Origin of the sequence: Chryseobacterium viscerum (genome assembly GCF_025949665.1) — a bacterium.
Taxonomy (GTDB): Bacteria; Bacteroidota; Bacteroidia; order Flavobacteriales; family Weeksellaceae; genus Chryseobacterium; species Chryseobacterium viscerum_A.
In genome coordinates this window covers 1,273,243-1,292,424 of the sequence record NZ_JAPDFT010000001.1, presented here as the reverse complement: position 1 = coordinate 1,292,424, position 19,182 = coordinate 1,273,243, and the positions used below count along the sequence as shown (strand labels likewise).

Here is a 19,182-nt window from a genome sequence, read left to right as displayed (position 1 = left end):
CGGCCCGCCAAAATCTTATCTATCTTTTCAACTCTTCCAAAAGATTTTCAATATGCTGCACGTATCTTCCGTAATAACGATGAAACCAGAATTTCCCTGCCAGGTAGAGTAAAAACAATCCTCCAATTACAGAACCGATTAAGATCACTGCAATTTTTAGTTCACTCAAAGGCTTTGGCCATGGGATAAATTCCAGGACAATCAATATTTCACATACCAGAAAGGGAGCAAAACTGATGTAATATGAAAGATAATACTGTTTATTCAGATTCAGCTGCATCACCAGATCTTTCAGAGAATCGTAGGTCTTAGGTGCAGTATTACTGATTTCGTTATAGAGTTTAAAGAATTTACTGAAGAAGAAAACGGTAACAATAAGCATGGAGGCAATTAAAACCGTTATATACAATTGCAATTTAAATGGCCTGCAGACTGAGCAAACCAAAAATGCAAAAACAAAAATTCCTATCACCCACCAAAATTCCACACGCATGTTTTTACGTATTTTTTCAAGGGGAAGATTCAGTTTATTTCTTTGCTCTATACTTATTTCCGGAGTTTCCTCCATAATATCTTCATTCCAGGTATTTTTCAATTCATCGATATTCATTGGATTACTGATTTTAATGTTTGTTGGTTTTTATTTGGCTTAAGATATCTTTAAGTTTATTTTTTGCGCGGTTCATTTTCACCCTTGCATTTCCTTCAGAAATTCCCATCTGTTCTGCAATTTGCTTTCCGGAAAAATCTTCCAGATAGTAAAATATAAAGGCTTTATCAATGGGATTGAGCTGATGAATAGCCTTATACATTTCAGCCAGGCGTTCTTCTTTGTGATAATCATAGTCTTCCTGCACAATGATATGATTGGAAAAATCTTCACGGGCAATAAAGCTTCTTCTTTTTTCTGATTTAAGGAAAATAATGGCCGTGTTCAAAGCAATTCTGTATAGCCATGTTGAAAATTCGCTTTCACCTCTGAAACCAGGAAATGCTTTCCAGAGCTGATAGGTAATCTCCTGAAAAAGATCATCCCGGTCATCTTTTTCAGTCATGTACATTTTAGAAATCTTAAATAGGATTCCTTTATGCTGTTCAATTTGACTTATAAACTCTTGTTCTAATGAGATCATGATTTGTTACTCTGTAGAGTTAGTTTTCATTTAAAAAAATTGTTACAGTATTTTACAAAAGAAATAAAAAAACCCGACAGAAAAATACTGCCAGGCTCTCATTGTGTGTTTTTATAGGTTTACTATTTTGAGAATAGTATTGTATTATAAATCAATTATTTAATATTTTTTCACAGTTAGTAGAATAAAACAAGAAATGTTACATTTCTTAATAAAAAAAACCTGACAGGTTATCTGTCAGGTTCTTCTGTATTTAAATTAAACTTCTAGTTCAGTTTATTTAAGGCTCTTTGTAAGGATCCTATATCAAGAAGGTTCAGCTTGGCACCGGCTATGATGACAATCAAAAAAACGAGTGTCAAAAATAAAATGATAAAAATATACATTGAAACAAACCATATAACGGTATTCAGAATATTTCCTTTGATGCCCATTTTATTCATGAAAAATTTCTGTGAACGCTCAAACCATGTTTTTTTCTTTTCGGGTCTGGGGCTTATTTCAATCTCGTTAAGTTCATCTACCAAACGTACTACATCATCAATATACCTTCCGTACATATAATAGATCCAGTATTTTATGATAAAAGCAATCAAGAGCAGGGTAATCAGAAGGCTGATCCCGAAGATGGCCAGGTTATATTCCATCTCAAAATGGAAATTAATTCTGATCAGAGAGAGAAGAAACCCAAGAGGGATATAGGAAACATAATAAGCTATATAGATTTCTTTTGATATGAGCAGCTGGCTTTTAAGATTAAACAAATCATAATTTGTATTGATACTATTCTTTTGAAGCAGCTTATACAATTTCAGAAAACGTGAATAAAAATAGACGATAATAACAATGGTCAGGATTGTGACAAATGCGGATATAATTTTAATATTAGAATCGGCAGAAGCAAACGGGAAATTGGTCAAAAGTAAAGGCAGCGTTACAATCATCAGCCAAAACTCAGTTTCCATATTCACTTTCAGCATTTGCAACGGGGAATGTATTTCCTTCTGTTTTTCAAGAGAAATTTCAGGAGATTCCTGTCCTGTATCTTTATTCCAAAGTTCTTTAAAGTTTTCTAACTCCATCATTTTATCTTTTAATAAGAACCTGCTCTTTGTTTGGTAATGATCTCTTTCAGCTTTTCTTTTGCCCTTTTCAGCTTTACCCTTGTATTGACTTCAGTAATTCCCAGCTGAATGGCAATTTCTTTTCCCGAAAACCCTTCCAAAAAGAAAAATATAAGAGCTTTATCAATAGGACTCAGCTGGTGAATTGCTTCATACATCAGCTTCATATTTACATCATCCGTATCATTATAAGGTTCCTGGCGGGCACTCAGCCCATCTACATTCTGATTCTGTATAAAACTACGTTTTTTTTCACTTCGCAGGAAAACAATTGCTGTGTTTAGCGCAGTTCTGTACAGCCATGTGGAGAAATCACTCCTCCTTTGAAAATCACCGTATGATTTCCAGGCCTGGTAGATGATCTCCTGATAGAGATCATTCTGATCGTCCTTATTATCCATATACATTTTAGAGATCTTGAAAACAACACCTTTGTGCTTTTCTATTTTCTCTAAAAACTCTTTTTCCGGTGAAGACATGATTTACACACTGATCCTTAGATGATATTTCCAAAAACATCATCTTATTATAACACAAAACTCTAATTCCCGGCATTAAGTTAAAAAAATCCTCAATAAACAAAGAGATTTATTGAGGATTTTTATTTATGTTAAATACAAAATGATCAGAAAATATAATCTGTGCTTAAAAAATTGGAATCGTGTTCTCTGACAATAGTATTGAGTAATTCTTTATTGGACTCTGTAAGTTTTGCGGCTACCAATGACCGGATTGAGAATGAACGGAGTGCATCAAAAACAGAAAGCGTTCCTTCTGCACTGTCTTTTCTTCCGGTAAAAGGGAAAACATCCGGCCCTCTTTGTGCCTGGCAGTTGATATTAACACGGCTTACAAGATTCACGAATGGGTCGATCAGCTTTGCTACTTCCTGCGGATCTTCACTGAAAATACTTACCTGCATCCCGTGTGAAGCATTCACCTGATACTCTATAGGTTCTTCTATGTCTTCAAATGGAACAACAGGAATTACCGGACCAAACTGTTCCTCATGATAAAGTTTCATATCACTGTTTACAGGATAAACTACCGCCGGAAAAACAAAAGATTCATCCGTATAGCCTCCGTCTTTGTTCAAAACGGCTGCTCCTTTCTGCAAAGCATCATCAATACATTCTTTCAAGTAAGGAGGTTTGTTGGCTTCCGGAAGCGGAGTTACTTTTACATCTTTCTCCCATGGAAGTCCCGGTTTCAGAGCAGAAACCGCTTCACTCAATTTTTTTGTAAATTCTTCAGCTATTTCTTTCTGAACAAATATCAGTTTCAATGCTGTGCATCGCTGTCCGTTGAAGGAAAGCGCCCCTAAAATACATTCGCTCACCGCTACATCCAGATTTGCATTTTTGGTAACAATAGCTGCATTTTTCGCATCTAAGCTAAGAATTGCCCTTAAGCGGTTTACTTTCGGGTGTAGTTTTTTCAGTCCGTTAGCCACCTTGCTGGAGCCAATGAAGGCAAGAACATTCACTTTTCCGCTTTCCATGATTGGGGTGATAATTTCTGATCCTTTTCCATATAAAGTATTCACCGTTCCTTTCGGGAATGCTTCTTTGAAAGCTTCTAATAATGGATAGTGAGCCAACACCCCATGTTTCGGCAGTTTAAACAGAATCGTATTTCCCATAATCAAAGCGGGAATCAGGGTGGTAAAAATTTCGTTCAGAGGATAATTGAATGGTCCCATACTTAAAACCACCCCAAGCGGTGCTCTTCTGATCTGCGCAATGGTTCCTTCTGCCTGTTGAAAGCGGGAAGATTCTCTGTCCAGATCTTTCAGTGCATCAATGGTCTGATTGATATAATCTACAGTACGGTCAAATTCTTTGGTAGAATCAGCCAGCGTTTTCCCGATTTCCCACATCAGTAACCTAATGATAAGATCTCTTTGCTTGATCATCAGGTATACAAATTTCTGCATACATTTAATGCGTCCTTCTACAGACATTGTAGGCCATTCGCCCAATCCGTTATCATAAGCTTTTACACAGGCTTCAAGAACTTCCATAGCCTCATTTGGGCCAATGTTAGGAATACTTCCCAAAAGTTTTCTTTCTAATCCGTTTTCTGTAGGAATACACACCGGGGAATAGATTTCGGTGACATCTCCGTTCCACTCTACCAGTTCGCCATTCAAAAGATAAGTTCTCTGATGAATGACCGGAACTTTATATTCTTCCGGGATTTCATTTTCACCCTTAAAAATGTGATGGAATGATGCTGTATTTTCTGAACTCATAAATCTTTCTATTTTTTATGTGATAGGATTCTCCTTCTAAGGAGGTTTTGTTATATAAAGGTAAAAGTAAAATGTTTTGAAAAAAACAATCTGCTCATAGATTTAATCTATTTGAATTAAAATTAATCTCAGCTCCTGAAAAAAGAATAATTTAGCCTAAAAATAAATTTCATGTTTTCAAAATTAGTTTTCAGTACACTATTATTCTTCTCTGCAGTGGGCTTTGCACAAAAATCTAAAGCAATCAATACCGTTTTAATGGGAGGAAAAGAAGTACATACCTATGCAAAATTGCCGGCTCTGAACAAACCAGCTCCTAAATTTACCCTTACAGATGTGAATATGAATGATCAGACGTTGGATTCCTACAAAGGGAAGAATGTGATCTTAAATATCTTTCCTAGTGTAGACACTGGTGTTTGTTCGGCTTCTGTACACCATTTCAACGAAGAGGCAGGAAATCTTCCTAATACAGTAGTGCTGTGTATTTCCAAAGATCTTCCGTTTGCACAGAAAAGATTCTGTGGTGCCGAAGGAATTAAAAATGTAGTAATGCTTTCGGATTTCCGTTCAGATTTTGGATGGAACTATGGCGTGGAACTGATAGATTCTGCCATGAAAGGTCTTCTGAGCAGAGCGGTTGTGGTAATAGATCCTTCCGGAAAGATCATCTATGAAGAGCAGGTTGCAGATATTTCTCACGAACCGAATTATGAAGCGGCTATTGCAGCTGTAAAATAATATATATTATTTTAATAAAGCTCCGGCGATCTTCGATCGCCGGAGCTTTATTTCCTTATCTTCTTTTCTTTTTAGTAGTAATCACTACTACTCCGTCTTTGGCTTTTTCACCATATTTTACAGAAGCAGAAGCTCCCTTGAGAATATTCATAGTTTTTATGAGATTTGGATCCAGCTCTTTTACTTTCTCATACTCACATATTTTTCCGTTTACTACATACAGCGGTTTATATGCAGCTCCACTTGAAGGAGCTCCTCCAATTCTAAGTGTTTGGAAATGATCTGCATTTTGAAGCACCGGAGGAGAACTGATTACCTTTCCCATTGGCATTCCATTCTGTAGATTGATGACATTACTTTTAGTCGCGCATTCCTGTGCATTCACACTTACAATTCCTCCCGTTGTCAGCATGACACCAACCGCAAATTTCATCAACAAAGAATTGATATAGGAATAATTTAAATCTCTGTTGAGCTGTGATGGATTAAAATTTCCACAGATCTCTTCCGAAGTCCTCGAAAAAACATCTATAATTTCATCATCATCAGCTCTTCTAAAATCTCTAACTGTTTTGGAACAAACAGAACAGAACCTCCCTTTTTCATCTGGTGACATCGCATTCCAGTTTTCATGACAAGGTTTTGGTATCGTAATTTTCATAGTAAGCTTTTTATTATAAAGATGAGCTAATGGCAGAAAAGGTTGGAAAGAGTTGTGAAATTTTCTAATATTTTAAATTTTGCTGAAAAATGACAAAGTATTTCAGACTTTTTATCTCTATTGAGATTCCTGTGGAATGACAAAAAGAGTGAAGAATTTTACGCTGATTGTGTGAATTAAATATACGCAATGTTTGTCATTCAGAGCGAAACGAAGTGGAGCGTGGAATCTAGAATTTTCAAGTGAAGTTTACATTCTATGAAATAACAATTGAAGTTCGTTTTTAATAAATGAAGAAAGATCATTAATAGCATTGGGCTTTAGCCAAAATTTAAAATTAAGTTTTGGCTAAAGCCAATCATATTACACACAAAAGAAAACGGGCTAAAGCCCGTTCCTATTGATGTTAAGATTCTACCAACACCACTCCATCCTTCAAAACCATATACTCCTGTTCTACTTCTTCCGAAACGTTTTTCAAATCCTGATCATCAAAAACCTGAGGAATATAGCATTTCTCATGAGCAAACAATCCGTAATGAATGGGTACCAGCTTTCCGGCGTGCAGAAGATGCGCTGCTGCAAAGGCCTCTTTCAGATTAAGGGAAGCGGGAACGGGACTGTATTGTAAGCCGATAATCTCAAAGTTAACCACTACTCCGTTTACGGGTAAAAATGCATAATCTATGTTTGGGTTTTCTTTTCCAAGCTTCCAGAACTGGTTGTGCCAGATGGTATCTCCACCATGAAAAATTTTGGTAGTTCCGTCATCCACAATCCAGGAAGACTGTATTTCTCCCACTCCATCCATGGCAAATACCGGTTTGAAGGTGATATTGTTTTCTGTAAAAGTTTCATTAAGATTCAGAACAATGATTTCTACATCATCTATTATTTTTTTCACAACAGCTTCCAGTCCTTCATAGACGATCAGTTTTCCGTCATTTTTTAAACATTTCCTGATGACTCCTTTATCAAAATGATCAAGATGTAGATGCGTAAACAGAATGTAATCTGCCTGTACACGATCCGAAAACTCTATAAGATTCTCTACGGCATCACCTAAAACGGGTTTATAGTAAGAGAAATCTTCTACTGCGTCTACCAGGATAGTTTTGTTATGTGAAATAAGTTTTACACCTGCCCAGTTTAATTTTTGTATTTCCATATTCTTTTTTCAGCAAAGGAAGAGAGTTACGGAAGGCCAGTCAATAAACAAAAGATAATTAATGAGAACGTTTTGAGGGTGGGAGCTGGAGGATGGAAGGTGATTATTTCTCTACAGTTCTATTGTCTTTTCTTTGAATTAATAGTAAGGATTTATAAACGCAAAGTTTTTATTTATTAACTGCAGATTCTAAGGTGGCAAAGCCGTTGTCTAAGCTAATGGTAAGAGCACACTTCATCAAATCGATTGAAAATCGATTCATTCTTTGCTTACTTAAAATAATGTGGATTTAAAATTGAAGCTTTGCGTTAAAAAAAACTCAGCAAGATAATATAGTCTTAATAACTTCTTTTATTATCTTCAAATTTCCAGCTTCTTACAAAATTCTTTTTCTAATTCTGCTTAAAGAAATAGGCGTAATCCCGATATAAGAGGCCAGGTATTTTAAAGGAATATTCTGAATGTAATGAGGTTTATTCTTCAGCAGGTATTCATAGAGGTCCTGCGGAGTATTTTTCAGTAAAAGCATTTCCCTTTTCATCGCTGCATTGAGTTTTCTGCTCAGATAGTAGTTCTGCACGAAACGGCAGTGCGGATTTACAGCGAACAGATTTTTCACCTCATCCAGAGTGATTTCCCACGCCAACCCTTTGTTGATAGACTCGTAAACGGCATCGGAACTTTTTTCTTCCACAGTAAAAATATCACCAGGAAAATAAAATTCTGAACAGATTTCAGTATCAATATCGGATGTGCTGTTGATATAATATTTACGGACAAGCCCATCTTCTACAAGATAGGCTTTGTTGTCAGTAAATATGTTTTTCTTTGAAAATTCAACCTCAGCAAATTTCTCCCATACAGGATCACCATCCTCTACGTTCAGGTGTGAAAACAGTTTTTTGTTGATGGCTGCCAATGCTGAATTTTATGAATTATAATAAGTTTTCGTCTACAAGGTTTGGAAGTGTTACTTTCAGGTTCGGTTCTACTTCCATAGCTCTTTTAATGGCGAAAATAGCGCCTTCGTTTCTTGCCCAGCTTCTTCTTGAGATTCCGTTGTTTACGTCCCAGAAAAGCATAGACTTTAGTCTTCTGTCGGCATCATCGCTTCCGTCAAGAAGCATTCCGAAACCTCCATTGATTACTTCTCCCCAGCCTACACCACCACCATTGTGAATAGAAACCCAGGTGGCCCCGCGGAAACTGTCACCAATCACATTGTGAATAGCCATATCCGCAGTAAATCTTGACCCGTCATAAATATTGGAAGTCTCTCTGTAAGGAGAATCTGTTCCTGAAACATCGTGATGGTCTCTACCTAATACCACAGGTCCTATTTCTCCGTTTTTAATGGCTTTATTAAAGGCTTCTGCAATCTTCATTCTTCCTTCTGCGTCTGCATAAAGGATTCTCGCCTGCGAACCTACTACCAGTTTGTTTTCCTGTGCTCCTTTGATCCATTGAATGTTGTCTTTCATCTGCTGCTGGATCTCTTCAGGAGAGTTTTTTACCATTTCTTCCAATACTGCACACGCAATATCATCCGTTTTCTGCAGATCTTCCGGGTTTCCACTGGAACATACCCAACGGAACGGCCCGAAACCATAATCAAAACACATAGGTCCCATAATATCCTGTACATAACTCGGATATTTGAATTCTCTTCCCAATGTCGGATTTTCTGCCATTACATCTGCTCCCGCTCTTGAAGCTTCCAATAAAAAGGCATTTCCGTAATCAAAGAAATAAGTTCCTTTCGCCGTATGTTTATTGATGGCTGCTGCGTGTCTTCTCAACGTTTCCTGAACTTTCTCTTTGAATAATTCAGGGTTTTCAGCCATCATTGTATTAGATTCTTCAAAGCTTTGTCCTACCGGATAATAACCACCAGCCCAAGGATTGTGAAGCGAAGTCTGATCTGATCCGATATCAATTCTTAAATCTTCCTGATCGAATTTCTCCCAAACATCAACAATATTCCCAAGATAAGCCAGAGAAACAGTTTCTTTGTTAGCCTGTGCTTCTCTTACTCTTTTCACCAATGAATCAAGATCTTCATGAATTTCATTCACCCATTTCTGATCATGACGGATCTTTGTAATCTTCGGATTTACTTCCGCACATACAGTTACACAACCTGCAATATTACCAGCTTTGGGCTGCGCACCACTCATCCCTCCTAATCCTGAAGTAACAAAAAGTCCTCCTTTTGGTTCTTTTTTGATCTTTCTGAAAGCATTCAAAGCAGTAATTGTTGTCCCGTGAACAATCCCCTGAGGGCCAATATACATATAACTTCCAGCCGTCATTTGCCCGTACTGGGTTACTCCTAATGCATTGAACTTCTCCCAATCATCCGGTTTAGAATAGTTCGGGATCATCATTCCATTCGTTACAACTACTCTTGGTGCATCTTTATGAGACGGGAACAATCCCATCGGATGTCCGGAATACATTACCAATGTCTGCTCATTACTCATTTCTGACAGATATTTCATCGTCAGCAGATATTGGGCCCAGTTTGAAAATACAGCTCCATTTCCACCGTAAGTAATCAATTCGTGAGGGTGCTGTGCTACTGCATAATCCAGATTATTCTGAATCATCAGCATAATGGCTTTTGCCTGCTCAGATTTTCCGGGATAATCTGTGATAGGTCTTGCCTTCATTTCATAATCCGGACGGAAACGGTACATATAAATCCTTCCATAATCTTCCAGCTCCTGCTTAAATTCAGGAATCAGTTCTGCATGAAACTGAGGATCGAAATAACGTAATGAATTCTTCAACGCCAGTTTTTTCTCTTCTTCTCCTAAAATTTCTTTACGTTTTGGAGCATGGTTGATATTGATCTCGTATGGTTTTGTTTGTGGCAGCTGATTAGGAATCCCCTGCTGTATCTGTTCTTGAAATGTCATATTGCTATTTAAAGGTCTATGTTTTAAACAATGTTTGAAGTTTTAAAGATATTCAAATTAGGAAATATAGGCAAGTGAAAGGATGAAAATGGCTTAAGGTTTAAGGTTTAAGGTTTAAGGTTTAAGGTTTAAGGTTTAAGGTTTAAGCAAAATTATTGAATCAGGATATCTCACAATTTGATATTAATACTATATTTGAATAAACACACCTCAATTCCCCTCCTCCGGAGGAGGGGAATTACCCTTACTAAGAGAAGTCGTTATTCAACATAAAAAAAACCTTACTGAAATATCAATAAGGCTGGTTCGTATAACGTAAAAATTTAAGTTAAAACATCATCGTTTTCTTCCTCATGATCATCTTCATTATCGCTGAGACTCCAGTAGTTGTTCTCTTCATCTTCTTCTCCTATTTCTTCCATTTCATCATCGTTATCGGCTCCTGGAATATCTAAGCCTTTATCTATTTTATCCTCGTCAAAATCTTCATCTAAAATAGGATTTCCGTCTCCATCGAGCGAAATGTGTTTTTCTCTCTTAAATATATCTTCATTTGGGTTATAATCCATCTGTTCTAACCTCTTGTTTTGTTGATTAATATTTTTCTCTGGTGCCATGATATTTAAGATTTTAGGTTTATATAATCAGAACAAAAATAATTCCAAGTTATAATGAATGAGCAGAATAAACATCAGGATTTGCACAATTCGGCATTTTTTCATTTTTTGAAAAAGCGATGATATTTCCTGCTGCCAGTCTTGCCATCCCGTTCCTGGCTTCAATAGTAGCAGAACCAATATGTGGCAAGATGCAAACACTTGAAAGTTCAAGAATAGGATCGTCTGCAGACATAGGTTCCGGGTTGGTAACATCCAGACCTGCTCCCCAGATTTTCTTATCAACCAATGCATGATACAAATCTTTCTGATTGTGAAACCCTCCTCTGGCGGTATTGATGAAAATAGCATCCGGTTTCATCTGTTCAAATATGGACTCATTGAATAATTCTTTATGGTCAGGGGTAAAATTGGCATGAACGCTTAATACATCTGAGTTTTTGATCAGCTCTTCAAAAGAAACATAAACTGCTCCCAATTCCTGTTCTGCTTCTTTGTTATGATGGCGGTTGTGGTAGATGATATTCATTCCAAAAGCCTTTTTTGATTTTTCAGCCATTTCATACCCGATACGTCCCAGTCCGAAAATCCCCAATGTTTTTCCATAAAGCTCCTGTCCCAAAGCATCCAAAGGATCAAATGCACCCCAGCTTCCGTCTTTTACTTTCCGGAAATTGTAACTTGCTCTTCTTGCCACCGACTGCATAAGTAAAAAAGCAACATCTGAAGTTGCTTTGCTCAAAACATCAGGAGTATTGCCCACCGGAATATTCCTTTGGGTAGCTTCTTTGATATCTACATGATCAACCCCCACAGAATATAAAGCAATGGCTTTAACATTCGGACAGGATTCAAAGAAGTTTCTGTCATATTTAAATTCTGCTCCAATACTTAAAATAGTATCGGTACTTTTACAGTAACTCAGCCATTCTTCATAAGAAAGGTTTTCTTTTTCGGGAAGGGTAACTTCCAATCCTGCTTCTTCCAGCATTTTAATTCCTGTTTCGGGAATTCTTTTATTGATAAAGACTTTCATTGTTATGGATTAATGATTCTAAATAAAAAACCTCACTTGCAAAAAGTAAGGTTCCTGAACTTTAATATTAAAAATTATTTCTTTTCATCTGAATGGTCTTTGTTCTTCCCCCAGGCTTCAGAAGCAATTTCCTGAATTTCTGTCCAAACTTCCTTCGCAGATTTTTGAGCCTGTGTCATAAATCCCTGTTGGGTTGCTTCCTGATTCCTGCTTTTCATGTCATGAATGTAATCTTTTACCTGCTGGGAATAACTTTCTGCGCTATATCCCGGATTATTATTCAGGTTTTTCTGAAGATTACTAAAATCATGTGATGCTTTGAATCTGTTTGTATCCATAATAATAGACTTTAGTGATTGGGTTATTATATGAGTCCAATTTTCATTCCGAAATGAGTTAAAATATTTTAAATTTTGGCTAAAGCCAATTGAATATCTATTGATAAAAAAAACGGACTAAAGCCCGTTCCTATTTATAAAATTGGTATTCAACAGAACTGGTGTTTGAGACCAGCAGGTCTATCAGTTCCGTTAAATCCTGATAATTATTGATTGGTTTTTCCAAGCATCGGAACAAATTTATAAGCTCCGAATTCTTCTTTTTCAAATTCTGTAGGACCTATTTTGGTAAATCTGTATAAAACCTGTTCATCGGTAGGCCCCAACGGAATCACCATTATTCCACCGACGTTCAGTTGTTTTAAAAGCTCTGTTGGTAAGGTGGAAGCACCACAGGTTACAATGATTTTATCAAAGGGAGCAAAAGTAGGAAGCCCGGCAAAGCCATCTCCAAAGCTCTGAAATTTTGGAAACAGATGAAGTTCTCTGAGTTTCTTTTTGGAAAAATCAAACAGATCTTTCTGCCTTTCTACAGTATATACATGAGCTTTCATAGCCAATAAAACGGCAGTCTGATATCCGCATCCGGTGCCAATCTCCAGAACTTTCTCGCCTGGTTTTACCTGCAGAAGCTCAGACTGTTCTGCGACCGTTGAAGGATGGGAAATGGTCTGATGTGCCAGAATGGGAAATGCTCTGTCTTCATAGGCAAAGTCTTCAAAAATACTTTCGATAAAAAGATGTCTTGGAACTTCACTCATTGCCGAAAGTACATTTTCGTCTGAAATTCCAATTCTGTGCCGAAGGTAATCTACTAAAATCTTTCTTTTTCCTTTATGTACAAACGAATCCTGCATTTGACAAAAGTAAGAAATTAGAAATTAGATTTCAGAAATCGTATGAAAGAATTATCCACAAAAAATAAAGCGGTCTAAAAATGACTGACTTATTCTTATTTTTTAATTCCATTTTATGGGGTAAGGTCCGTAAAAATCGCTGAAGGTATTATCAGCACATCTTTTTCTCACAAAAAAGTTATAGTTCACTGTTTTAGTTAATCCTATATAAATTGCTTTTTGACCTGAAATCACTAATTCTCCACTCGCAGGTGGTACAGAACTGGTTGTCAAAACAGTTTCATACGCAGAAATGCCATCATTTTCCCAGGTTACTGTAGCATCAAAAGTGGAGGAATAAACGGAAGAAGTTGTTTTTGAATACGTTGCATATCCGGGTTTTATACAGGTTGTTGTATTACCGGCTAAAACGGTAACAGGTCCCGCCCAGTTGCTCCGTCCATTGGCTGTTCCGCAATTTTTTCTTACGTAAAGGTCATATTTATTATCCTTATACAATGGAAGATTATAGGAATTCTTACTGGTTACAATTGTGGTTCCTTTTCCTAAAGAAAAACCAGGCTCTCCGTACTGTATTTCATAATATCCTTCGCCCTGGCTAATAAGGTTCCAGGAAAGCTGGTTACTTCCTTTTTCAAATATCAAATTTTCCGGTGTTCCACATTTAGCCTGCGGGTCATATGGACTGTCTCCTATACATCCGGCAGTACATAATCCTAAGATGAGTAATATCGAAATTATCCTTTTCATAGTTATTTTTCAGACCGTGAATTTACTGTAATTTCTTTAATTTCTGAATGTGTTCAAACTTACATATCTTCAAGTGAAAAGTCATGTATTTTATAAATGTACATTCACTATCTTTACAAAAATTTAATACAGCTATGTTAAAAGCAGGTTTGGTAGGTGCCGGACACTTGGGAAAAATACATTTAAAACTTCTTAATCAATCAGATAGATATGAATTTGTAGGTTTCCATGATAAAGATGTTGAAAACGGAAAGAAATTAGAGGCCGAATTCGGATATAAATATTTTGAAAATTTTGATGAGTTGCTTGAGCAGATTGACATGCTTGATATTGTCACTCCTACAGTTTATCATTATGATTATGCTCTAAAAGCTATCGAAAAAGGTCTTCATTTCTTTATTGAAAAACCGGTAACACAGACTCTTGAGCAGGCAGAAGAAATTTTACGTTTATGCCAGGAAAAAGGGATCAAAGCACAGGTAGGACACGTTGAAAGATACAATCCGGCTTTTATTGCCACTAAGGAATATATCAGCAATCCTATGTTCATTGAAATACACAGACTGGCAGAATTTAATCCCCGCGGGACAGATGTTTCTGTAGTACTTGACCTTATGATCCATGATCTGGATATTCTGTTGAGCATGGCTAAATCTAAGGTTAAAAATATCCATGCAAGCGGTGTTTGTGTGGTAAGCAAGACTCCGGATATTGCCAATGCAAGAATAGAGTTTGAAAACGGATGTGTGGCCAACCTTACCACTTCCAGAATTTCTATGAAAGCCATGAGAAAAAGCAGATTCTTCCAGAAAGATGCTTATATCTCTGTAGATTTCCTTGAGAAAAAGGCTGAAGTGATCAGAATGAAGGATGCTCCTGAAAACCCTACTCCATTTGATATGATCATTGAAAATGCGGATGGAGAAAAGAATCAGATTCTGTTTGAATACCCAAATATTCAGTCCAACAATGCTATTCTGGATGAATTGAATTCTTTTGCGGATGCCATTACAGGCGGTAAAAATGTAGAGGTTTCTCTTGAAGACGGAACTGAAGCATTGAAAGTTGCTTTGGAAATCATGAGGCTGATCAGCTAAGAATAAAAATATGCTGTTTTTATGGCAGCCATACATACAATGCTATCTTATAATCAAAAGAATGATTATGAGGTAGCATTTTTAATTTCTAATGTTATTATTAGTTTTAAAACGCAAAGGTTTCAATTTTAGTTACACATTATTTTAAGTAAGCAAAGGTTAAATCGATTTTTAATCGATTTGATGAAGCTGTAGAATTATTTAGCTAATTCCTGCTTTACTTATTTAATGAAATAAAAATTTTTCATTAATAATTACTGATTTATCAATAAAAAAAACCTTTTCAAAACAAAAAAATAATATATTTGAAGAATAATTCAATAAAGTATTGAAAGATTTTGTTTTACATATATGGATATCCGACACACTCAATGATCTGAATACAGTTTCATTTTATGATGTCATCGTTCATTATAATTTCTAATATTCTCCTATTATTTTAAACCATTGAAACTACTATGAAAAGAGCCATTCTATTATCCGCAGTTTTATTGTCTCAATTTGGGACATCACAATTACTAAAGACTTCCGGGCAAAAAATCGTTAATGATAAAGGTGAAAATATCCAATTGAGAGGTCTTGGCCCGGGCGGCTGGATGCTTCAGGAAGGTTATATGCTGAAAACGGCTGACTTTGCCGGTCCTCAATATAAAATTAAGGAGAAAATTGCTGAGTTAATTGGTGAAGACGGAATGAATGAGTTTTACAAAGCTTATCTGAAAAACGGAATCACCAGACAGGATATTGATTTTCTGGCAAAATCAGGATTCAATTCGATACGACTTCCTATGCATTATAATCTTTACACGCTTCCGATTGAAAAAGAATCAGTAAAAGGAAAAGATACATGGCTGGAAGAAGGATTTAAAATGACCGATGATCTGCTTCAATGGTGTACTGATAATAAAATCTACCTCATCCTTGATCTTCACGCGGCTCCAGGCGGTCAGGGAAATGATGTGAATATTTCTGATAATGATAAGTCCAAACCTTCGCTTTGGGCCAATGAAGAGAATCAGAGAAAAACCATAGCTCTTTGGAAAAAACTGGCTGAACGATATAAAGACAGTCCATGGATTGGAGGCTACGACCTGATTAATGAGCCTAATATCAATTTCACAGGCAAAAATCCGAACGGTACTGATGAAATGTCTAATGCCCCGCTTTGGAAGCTCCAGAAGGATATCACAGCTGCCATCAGGGAGGTGGATAAAAAACATATTATTTTTATTGAAGGAAACGGCTGGGGAAACAATTATAACGGGCTGCCGGCCATCTGGGACAACAATATGGCTTTCAGTTTTCATAAGTACTGGAATTACAATGATGACCAGACACTGAAATTTGCCCTGGACCTTCGGGAGAAATATAATATTCCGATCTGGCTTGGTGAAACTGGTGAAAACTCTAATGTCTGGTTTACTGAACTTATTCAGCTTTTGGATCAACATAGTATAGGATATGCATTCTGGCCGATGAAGAAAATTGATAATATTGCCGGAATCACCAATGTCAAGATCACACCTGAATATGAAAAGCTATTGGACTACTGGAAAAACGGAGGTCAAAAACCTTCTAAGGAATATGCAAAAAAAGCTTTAATGCAGATTGCTGACCACTACAAACTGAGCAATACGGAAATCAAAAAAGATGTTATTGATGCGATGTTCAGACAGACAAAGGATGCTTCTACAAAACCATTTAAAAATCATCAGGTTCCGGGAAGAATATTCGCTTCAGAATATGATTTGGGGAGAATGGGTTCTGCTTATCTGGACAAGGATTTCATTAATCTATGGGTAAGTGATCCGGCAAAAAGATCAGAGTGGAACTCCGGGCAGCAAATGAGAAATGATGGTGTAGATATTTATAAGTGTAATGATAAAATCACCAATCAGTATTATGTGGGAAAAACAGAATCCGGGGAATGGCTTCAGTATACTGTTCAGTCAAAAGGAGATAAAAATTATACATTTGACATCCGGTATGCCGCCGCCAATGATTCAAAAATAAGAATTGAAACGGCTTCAGGAAAAGTTTTAGCTGCAGTATCATTAGCTTCCAGTGGAGGAAATGAGAACTGGAAAACGGTTTCCGTAAAAAATATCAGCCTTCAGAAAGGGGAAAACAGCATCAGAATATTCTTTGAAAATGATGGGGTCAATCTGAATTATTTTGAAGTAAAATAGTAATAAATATCTTAAATTGCAGCTCTCTTTTGGTTAACAAAGGAGAGCTTTTTAATTTTCGGTATTATGAAAAAAACAGCATTTCTTTTTCTTCTGATTTCTGCATTCACATTTGCTCAGACTTCACTATTGGAACAAAAAATACATTCAATTCTTAAGAACAAAAAAGCAAGAGTGGGAGTTTCTGTTCTGGGTTTTGAAAATGGTTTTACTTATCATAAAAATGCGGATAAAAAGCTTCCGATGCAAAGTGTCTTCAAATTCCATATTGCAGCTGCAGTTCTGAATGCTGTAGATCATGGAAAGCTTTCTCTGGATCAGAAAATTAAACTGGATAAATCAAATTTACTTGAAAATACATGGTCTCCGCTTCGTGATAAGTATCCGGGAGGAAATGTTGAAGTTCCGTTAAGCGAAGTAATTGAATATACTGTTGCCAAAAGTGATAATAATGGCTGTGACATCCTTCTTACGCTATTGGGAGGAACCCAGCCTGTACAGAAATTCATGGATTCCAAAGGGGTAAAGGGTTTTCAGATCAAATATAATGAAGAGGCAATGCATAAAGACTGGAAGGTTCAATATGAAAATTACAGCACCACAAAATCGGCAGTTGATGTTCTGAAAAAGTTTTATGACGGAAAATTATTATCAAAAAAATCAACAGATTATCTGATGCAGGTAATGCTGTCTACTTCAACAGGATTAAACAAAATGGTAGAACAACTTCCCAAAAATACTCCTGTCGCCAGAAAAACGGGAGCTTCCGGGAAAAATAGTGCAGGTTTAACGGGGGCAGAAAATGAAACTGGCATCGTTACTCTTCCTAATGGTAAACATTATGCATTAGCTGTATTTGTCAGTAATTCAACGGAAACCGATGCGGTAAACTGCAGGATGATTTCTGATATTTCTAAGGAGGTTTGGGAATATTTTAATAAATAGAATTTTAAGCTTATTTTTAAAGCGATTTTTAACATGAAAAAAATAATAGTAACAACGGCTCTGCTGGCTTTCACATTCTTTTACTCACAGAAGAATCAGAATTATTTAGAGATCAGCTATGGAAGCGTATGCTGTGGTCCGCCATCTGATAAGCCCGTCATGAGTTTTCTGAAAGAATTCAGGAATAAAAGCCAGATAAAAAGCCTGGAAGTACTGATACAAAAAGGAAGAGGAAGAGAAGGTGAATACGCGTTATACATTGGCACAGACTTTCTTACAAAGAATCAAAAAAAACGACTTATAAGAGGATTAACAGCTACTGTTTCCAATCAGAATAACAGTAAGAAAACTCAAAGTACAGGAAACGTTTTCTTTGATTCTACAGCTGTTGTCACACAATCGGATCTTACAGACGTAAAAAATTTAACTATCTATAAAAAATAAAGGAAAAATGATCAAAAACATTGTAGTTATCGGAGCGGGAACCATGGGAAATGGTATTGCACATACTTTCGCACAAAGCGGTTTTAAAGTAAATCTTGTAGATGTATCTCAGGAAGCTCTGGACAGAGGTTTAAAAACCATTACTACCAATCTTGACAGAATCATTGCAAAAGGAAATCTTACAGAGGAGCAAAAAGCTGAAACTTTAGGCAACATCACTACTTTTACAGCACTTAACGATGCTGCAGGTGCTGCCGACCTTATTGTAGAAGCTGCTACAGAAAATATTGATCTTAAACTGAAGATCTTTGGTCAGATGGATGAACTGGCTCCTGCAAACTGTATTCTTGCAACCAATACTTCATCTATATCTATCACAAAAATTGCAGCAGCTACCAAAAGAGCTGACAAAGTAATCGGGATGCACTTCATGAACCCGGTTCCGATTATGAAACTGGTAGAAATCATTAAAGGATATTCTACTTCCAAGGAGACTTTTGATGCAGTTTATGAAATGAGCAAAACTTTGGGTAAAGTTCCTGTAGAAGTGAATGACTATCCAGGTTTTGTGGCTAACAGAATTTTGATGCCAATGATCAATGAATCTATCGAAACGCTTTATAACGGAGTGGCTGGTGTAGAAGAAATTGATACGGTAATGAAATTGGGAATGGCACATCCGATGGGGCCGCTTCAGCTGGCAGATTTTATTGGTCTTGATGTATGCCTTGCCATCCTGAACGTAATGTATGATGGTTTCAAAAACCCGAAATATGCACCTAACCCATTGCTGGTAAATATGGTAACAGCGGGGAAACTTGGAGTAAAATCAGGTGAAGGATTCTACGATTATTCTGAAAGTAAAAAAGCTGAAAAAGTTTCAAAAATGTTTTTGAAGTAATTTTAA

Annotated in this window: 20 protein-coding genes; 6 read left to right on the top strand and 14 right to left on the bottom strand. The window is 36.6% G+C overall.

Features of this window, described 5'->3' with window-relative positions; translation table 11 throughout:
• Positions 1–19: 19 nt before the first annotated feature.
• From OL225_RS05790 to OL225_RS05770, 5 genes are all read right to left on the bottom strand, one after another.
• Positions 20–610, bottom strand: coding sequence for a hypothetical protein (locus tag OL225_RS05790; protein ID WP_264517600.1), 591 nt, complete (start codon positions 608–610; stop codon positions 20–22).
• Between the two features lie 13 nt (positions 611–623).
• A complete protein-coding gene (locus OL225_RS05785) occupies positions 624–1,133 on the bottom strand; it encodes an RNA polymerase sigma factor (protein WP_185097840.1) in 510 nt (169 codons plus the stop codon).
• Between the two features lie 266 nt (positions 1,134–1,399).
• Positions 1,400–2,218 carry a hypothetical protein gene (locus tag OL225_RS05780; RefSeq protein WP_264517599.1) on the bottom strand — a complete coding sequence of 273 codons (819 nt, stop codon included), beginning with the start codon at positions 2,216–2,218 and terminating at the stop codon, positions 1,400–1,402.
• Positions 2,219–2,226: 8 nt separating this feature from the next.
• The gene (locus OL225_RS05775) at positions 2,227–2,736 is read right to left on the bottom strand and encodes an RNA polymerase sigma factor (protein ID WP_047377619.1); all 510 of its coding nucleotides are present in this window, start codon (positions 2,734–2,736) and stop codon (positions 2,227–2,229) included.
• A 146-nt stretch (positions 2,737–2,882) separates the two neighbouring features.
• On the bottom strand, positions 2,883–4,511 hold the full coding sequence (locus tag OL225_RS05770; protein WP_264517598.1) for an NADP-dependent glyceraldehyde-3-phosphate dehydrogenase: 1,629 nt from the start codon (positions 4,509–4,511) through the stop codon (positions 2,883–2,885).
• A 171-nt stretch (positions 4,512–4,682) separates the two neighbouring features.
• On the opposite strand from OL225_RS05770, the gene tpx reads away from it, so the two are divergent.
• Complete coding sequence (tpx, locus tag OL225_RS05765; RefSeq protein WP_264517597.1) at positions 4,683–5,252, top strand: thiol peroxidase; 570 nt, start codon at positions 4,683–4,685, stop codon at positions 5,250–5,252.
• Positions 5,253–5,307: 55 nt separating this feature from the next.
• Here the strand turns inward: tpx and OL225_RS05760 are convergent, their stop codons facing one another.
• The 9 genes from OL225_RS05760 to OL225_RS05720 all read right to left on the bottom strand — a co-directional run bounded on the left by OL225_RS05760 (position 5,308) and on the right by OL225_RS05720 (position 13,600).
• Positions 5,308–5,913 (bottom strand): TonB-dependent receptor plug domain-containing protein, encoded by a 606-nt coding sequence (locus tag OL225_RS05760; protein ID WP_264517596.1) that lies wholly within the window; start codon positions 5,911–5,913, stop codon positions 5,308–5,310.
• A gap of 406 nt (positions 5,914–6,319) precedes the next feature.
• Positions 6,320–7,081 carry an MBL fold metallo-hydrolase gene (locus tag OL225_RS05755; protein ID WP_264517595.1) on the bottom strand — a complete coding sequence of 254 codons (762 nt, stop codon included), beginning with the start codon at positions 7,079–7,081 and terminating at the stop codon, positions 6,320–6,322.
• A 376-nt stretch (positions 7,082–7,457) separates the two neighbouring features.
• The gene (locus tag OL225_RS05750; protein ID WP_047377624.1) at positions 7,458–8,000 is read right to left on the bottom strand and encodes a Crp/Fnr family transcriptional regulator; all 543 of its coding nucleotides are present in this window, start codon (positions 7,998–8,000) and stop codon (positions 7,458–7,460) included.
• Between the two features lie 16 nt (positions 8,001–8,016).
• Positions 8,017–10,002 carry a urocanate hydratase gene (locus tag OL225_RS05745; RefSeq protein WP_264517594.1) on the bottom strand — a complete coding sequence of 662 codons (1,986 nt, stop codon included), beginning with the start codon at positions 10,000–10,002 and terminating at the stop codon, positions 8,017–8,019.
• Positions 10,003–10,325: 323 nt separating this feature from the next.
• The gene (locus OL225_RS05740) at positions 10,326–10,619 is read right to left on the bottom strand and encodes a hypothetical protein (RefSeq protein ID WP_047377627.1); all 294 of its coding nucleotides are present in this window, start codon (positions 10,617–10,619) and stop codon (positions 10,326–10,328) included.
• 49 nt (positions 10,620–10,668) lie between these two features.
• The gene (locus tag OL225_RS05735) at positions 10,669–11,655 is read right to left on the bottom strand and encodes a 2-hydroxyacid dehydrogenase (RefSeq protein WP_264517593.1); all 987 of its coding nucleotides are present in this window, start codon (positions 11,653–11,655) and stop codon (positions 10,669–10,671) included.
• Positions 11,656–11,729: 74 nt separating this feature from the next.
• Positions 11,730–11,993, bottom strand: coding sequence for a hypothetical protein (locus OL225_RS05730; protein ID WP_047377629.1), 264 nt, complete (start codon positions 11,991–11,993; stop codon positions 11,730–11,732).
• A gap of 206 nt (positions 11,994–12,199) precedes the next feature.
• On the bottom strand, positions 12,200–12,850 hold the full coding sequence (locus OL225_RS05725) for a protein-L-isoaspartate(D-aspartate) O-methyltransferase (protein WP_047377630.1): 651 nt from the start codon (positions 12,848–12,850) through the stop codon (positions 12,200–12,202).
• Between the two features lie 102 nt (positions 12,851–12,952).
• Complete coding sequence (locus tag OL225_RS05720; RefSeq protein ID WP_264517592.1) at positions 12,953–13,600, bottom strand: hypothetical protein; 648 nt, start codon at positions 13,598–13,600, stop codon at positions 12,953–12,955.
• A 134-nt stretch (positions 13,601–13,734) separates the two neighbouring features.
• Here OL225_RS05720 and OL225_RS05715 point away from each other — a divergent pair, with 134 nt between their 5' ends.
• The 5 genes from OL225_RS05715 to OL225_RS05695 all read left to right on the top strand — a co-directional run bounded on the left by OL225_RS05715 (position 13,735) and on the right by OL225_RS05695 (position 19,176).
• Positions 13,735–14,697 carry a Gfo/Idh/MocA family protein gene (locus OL225_RS05715; RefSeq protein ID WP_264517591.1) on the top strand — a complete coding sequence of 321 codons (963 nt, stop codon included), beginning with the start codon at positions 13,735–13,737 and terminating at the stop codon, positions 14,695–14,697.
• 458 nt (positions 14,698–15,155) lie between these two features.
• Positions 15,156–16,886 (top strand): cellulase family glycosylhydrolase, encoded by a 1,731-nt coding sequence (locus tag OL225_RS05710; protein ID WP_264517590.1) that lies wholly within the window; start codon positions 15,156–15,158, stop codon positions 16,884–16,886.
• Positions 16,887–16,952: 66 nt separating this feature from the next.
• A complete protein-coding gene (gene bla-A, locus OL225_RS05705; protein ID WP_264517589.1) occupies positions 16,953–17,831 on the top strand; it encodes a CGA/CIA family class A beta-lactamase in 879 nt (292 codons plus the stop codon).
• 33 nt (positions 17,832–17,864) lie between these two features.
• Positions 17,865–18,275: a hypothetical protein gene (locus tag OL225_RS05700; RefSeq protein ID WP_264517588.1), complete on the top strand. Its 411-nt coding sequence runs from the start codon at positions 17,865–17,867 to the stop codon at positions 18,273–18,275.
• 10 nt (positions 18,276–18,285) lie between these two features.
• Entirely contained in the window at positions 18,286–19,176 is an 891-nt protein-coding gene (locus OL225_RS05695) for a 3-hydroxybutyryl-CoA dehydrogenase (RefSeq protein ID WP_185097842.1), read from the top strand.
• Positions 19,177–19,182 lie beyond the last annotated feature (6 nt).

What these genes read in the sequence shown, in the direction of transcription:
- OL225_RS05790 (WP_264517600.1), bottom strand. Translation starts at nt 610, where the DNA reads ATGAATATCGATGAATTGAAAAATACCTGGAATGAAGATATTATGGAG.
- OL225_RS05785 (WP_185097840.1), bottom strand. Translation starts at nt 1,133, where the DNA reads ATGATCTCATTAGAACAAGAGTTTATAAGTCAAATTGAACAGCATAAA.
- OL225_RS05780 (WP_264517599.1), bottom strand. Translation starts at nt 2,218, where the DNA reads ATGATGGAGTTAGAAAACTTTAAAGAACTTTGGAATAAAGATACAGGA.
- OL225_RS05775 (WP_047377619.1), bottom strand. Translation starts at nt 2,736, where the DNA reads ATGTCTTCACCGGAAAAAGAGTTTTTAGAGAAAATAGAAAAGCACAAA.
- OL225_RS05770 (WP_264517598.1), bottom strand. Translation starts at nt 4,511, where the DNA reads ATGAGTTCAGAAAATACAGCATCATTCCATCACATTTTTAAGGGTGAA.
- tpx (WP_264517597.1), top strand. Translation starts at nt 4,683, where the DNA reads ATGTTTTCAAAATTAGTTTTCAGTACACTATTATTCTTCTCTGCAGTG.
- OL225_RS05760 (WP_264517596.1), bottom strand. Translation starts at nt 5,913, where the DNA reads ATGAAAATTACGATACCAAAACCTTGTCATGAAAACTGGAATGCGATG.
- OL225_RS05755 (WP_264517595.1), bottom strand. Translation starts at nt 7,081, where the DNA reads ATGGAAATACAAAAATTAAACTGGGCAGGTGTAAAACTTATTTCACAT.
- OL225_RS05745 (WP_264517594.1), bottom strand. Translation starts at nt 10,002, where the DNA reads ATGACATTTCAAGAACAGATACAGCAGGGGATTCCTAATCAGCTGCCA.
- OL225_RS05740 (WP_047377627.1), bottom strand. Translation starts at nt 10,619, where the DNA reads ATGGCACCAGAGAAAAATATTAATCAACAAAACAAGAGGTTAGAACAG.
- OL225_RS05735 (WP_264517593.1), bottom strand. Translation starts at nt 11,655, where the DNA reads ATGAAAGTCTTTATCAATAAAAGAATTCCCGAAACAGGAATTAAAATG.
- OL225_RS05730 (WP_047377629.1), bottom strand. Translation starts at nt 11,993, where the DNA reads ATGGATACAAACAGATTCAAAGCATCACATGATTTTAGTAATCTTCAG.
- OL225_RS05725 (WP_047377630.1), bottom strand. Translation starts at nt 12,850, where the DNA reads ATGCAGGATTCGTTTGTACATAAAGGAAAAAGAAAGATTTTAGTAGAT.
- OL225_RS05720 (WP_264517592.1), bottom strand. Translation starts at nt 13,600, where the DNA reads ATGAAAAGGATAATTTCGATATTACTCATCTTAGGATTATGTACTGCC.
- OL225_RS05715 (WP_264517591.1), top strand. Translation starts at nt 13,735, where the DNA reads ATGTTAAAAGCAGGTTTGGTAGGTGCCGGACACTTGGGAAAAATACAT.
- OL225_RS05710 (WP_264517590.1), top strand. Translation starts at nt 15,156, where the DNA reads ATGAAAAGAGCCATTCTATTATCCGCAGTTTTATTGTCTCAATTTGGG.
- bla-A (WP_264517589.1), top strand. Translation starts at nt 16,953, where the DNA reads ATGAAAAAAACAGCATTTCTTTTTCTTCTGATTTCTGCATTCACATTT.
- OL225_RS05700 (WP_264517588.1), top strand. Translation starts at nt 17,865, where the DNA reads ATGAAAAAAATAATAGTAACAACGGCTCTGCTGGCTTTCACATTCTTT.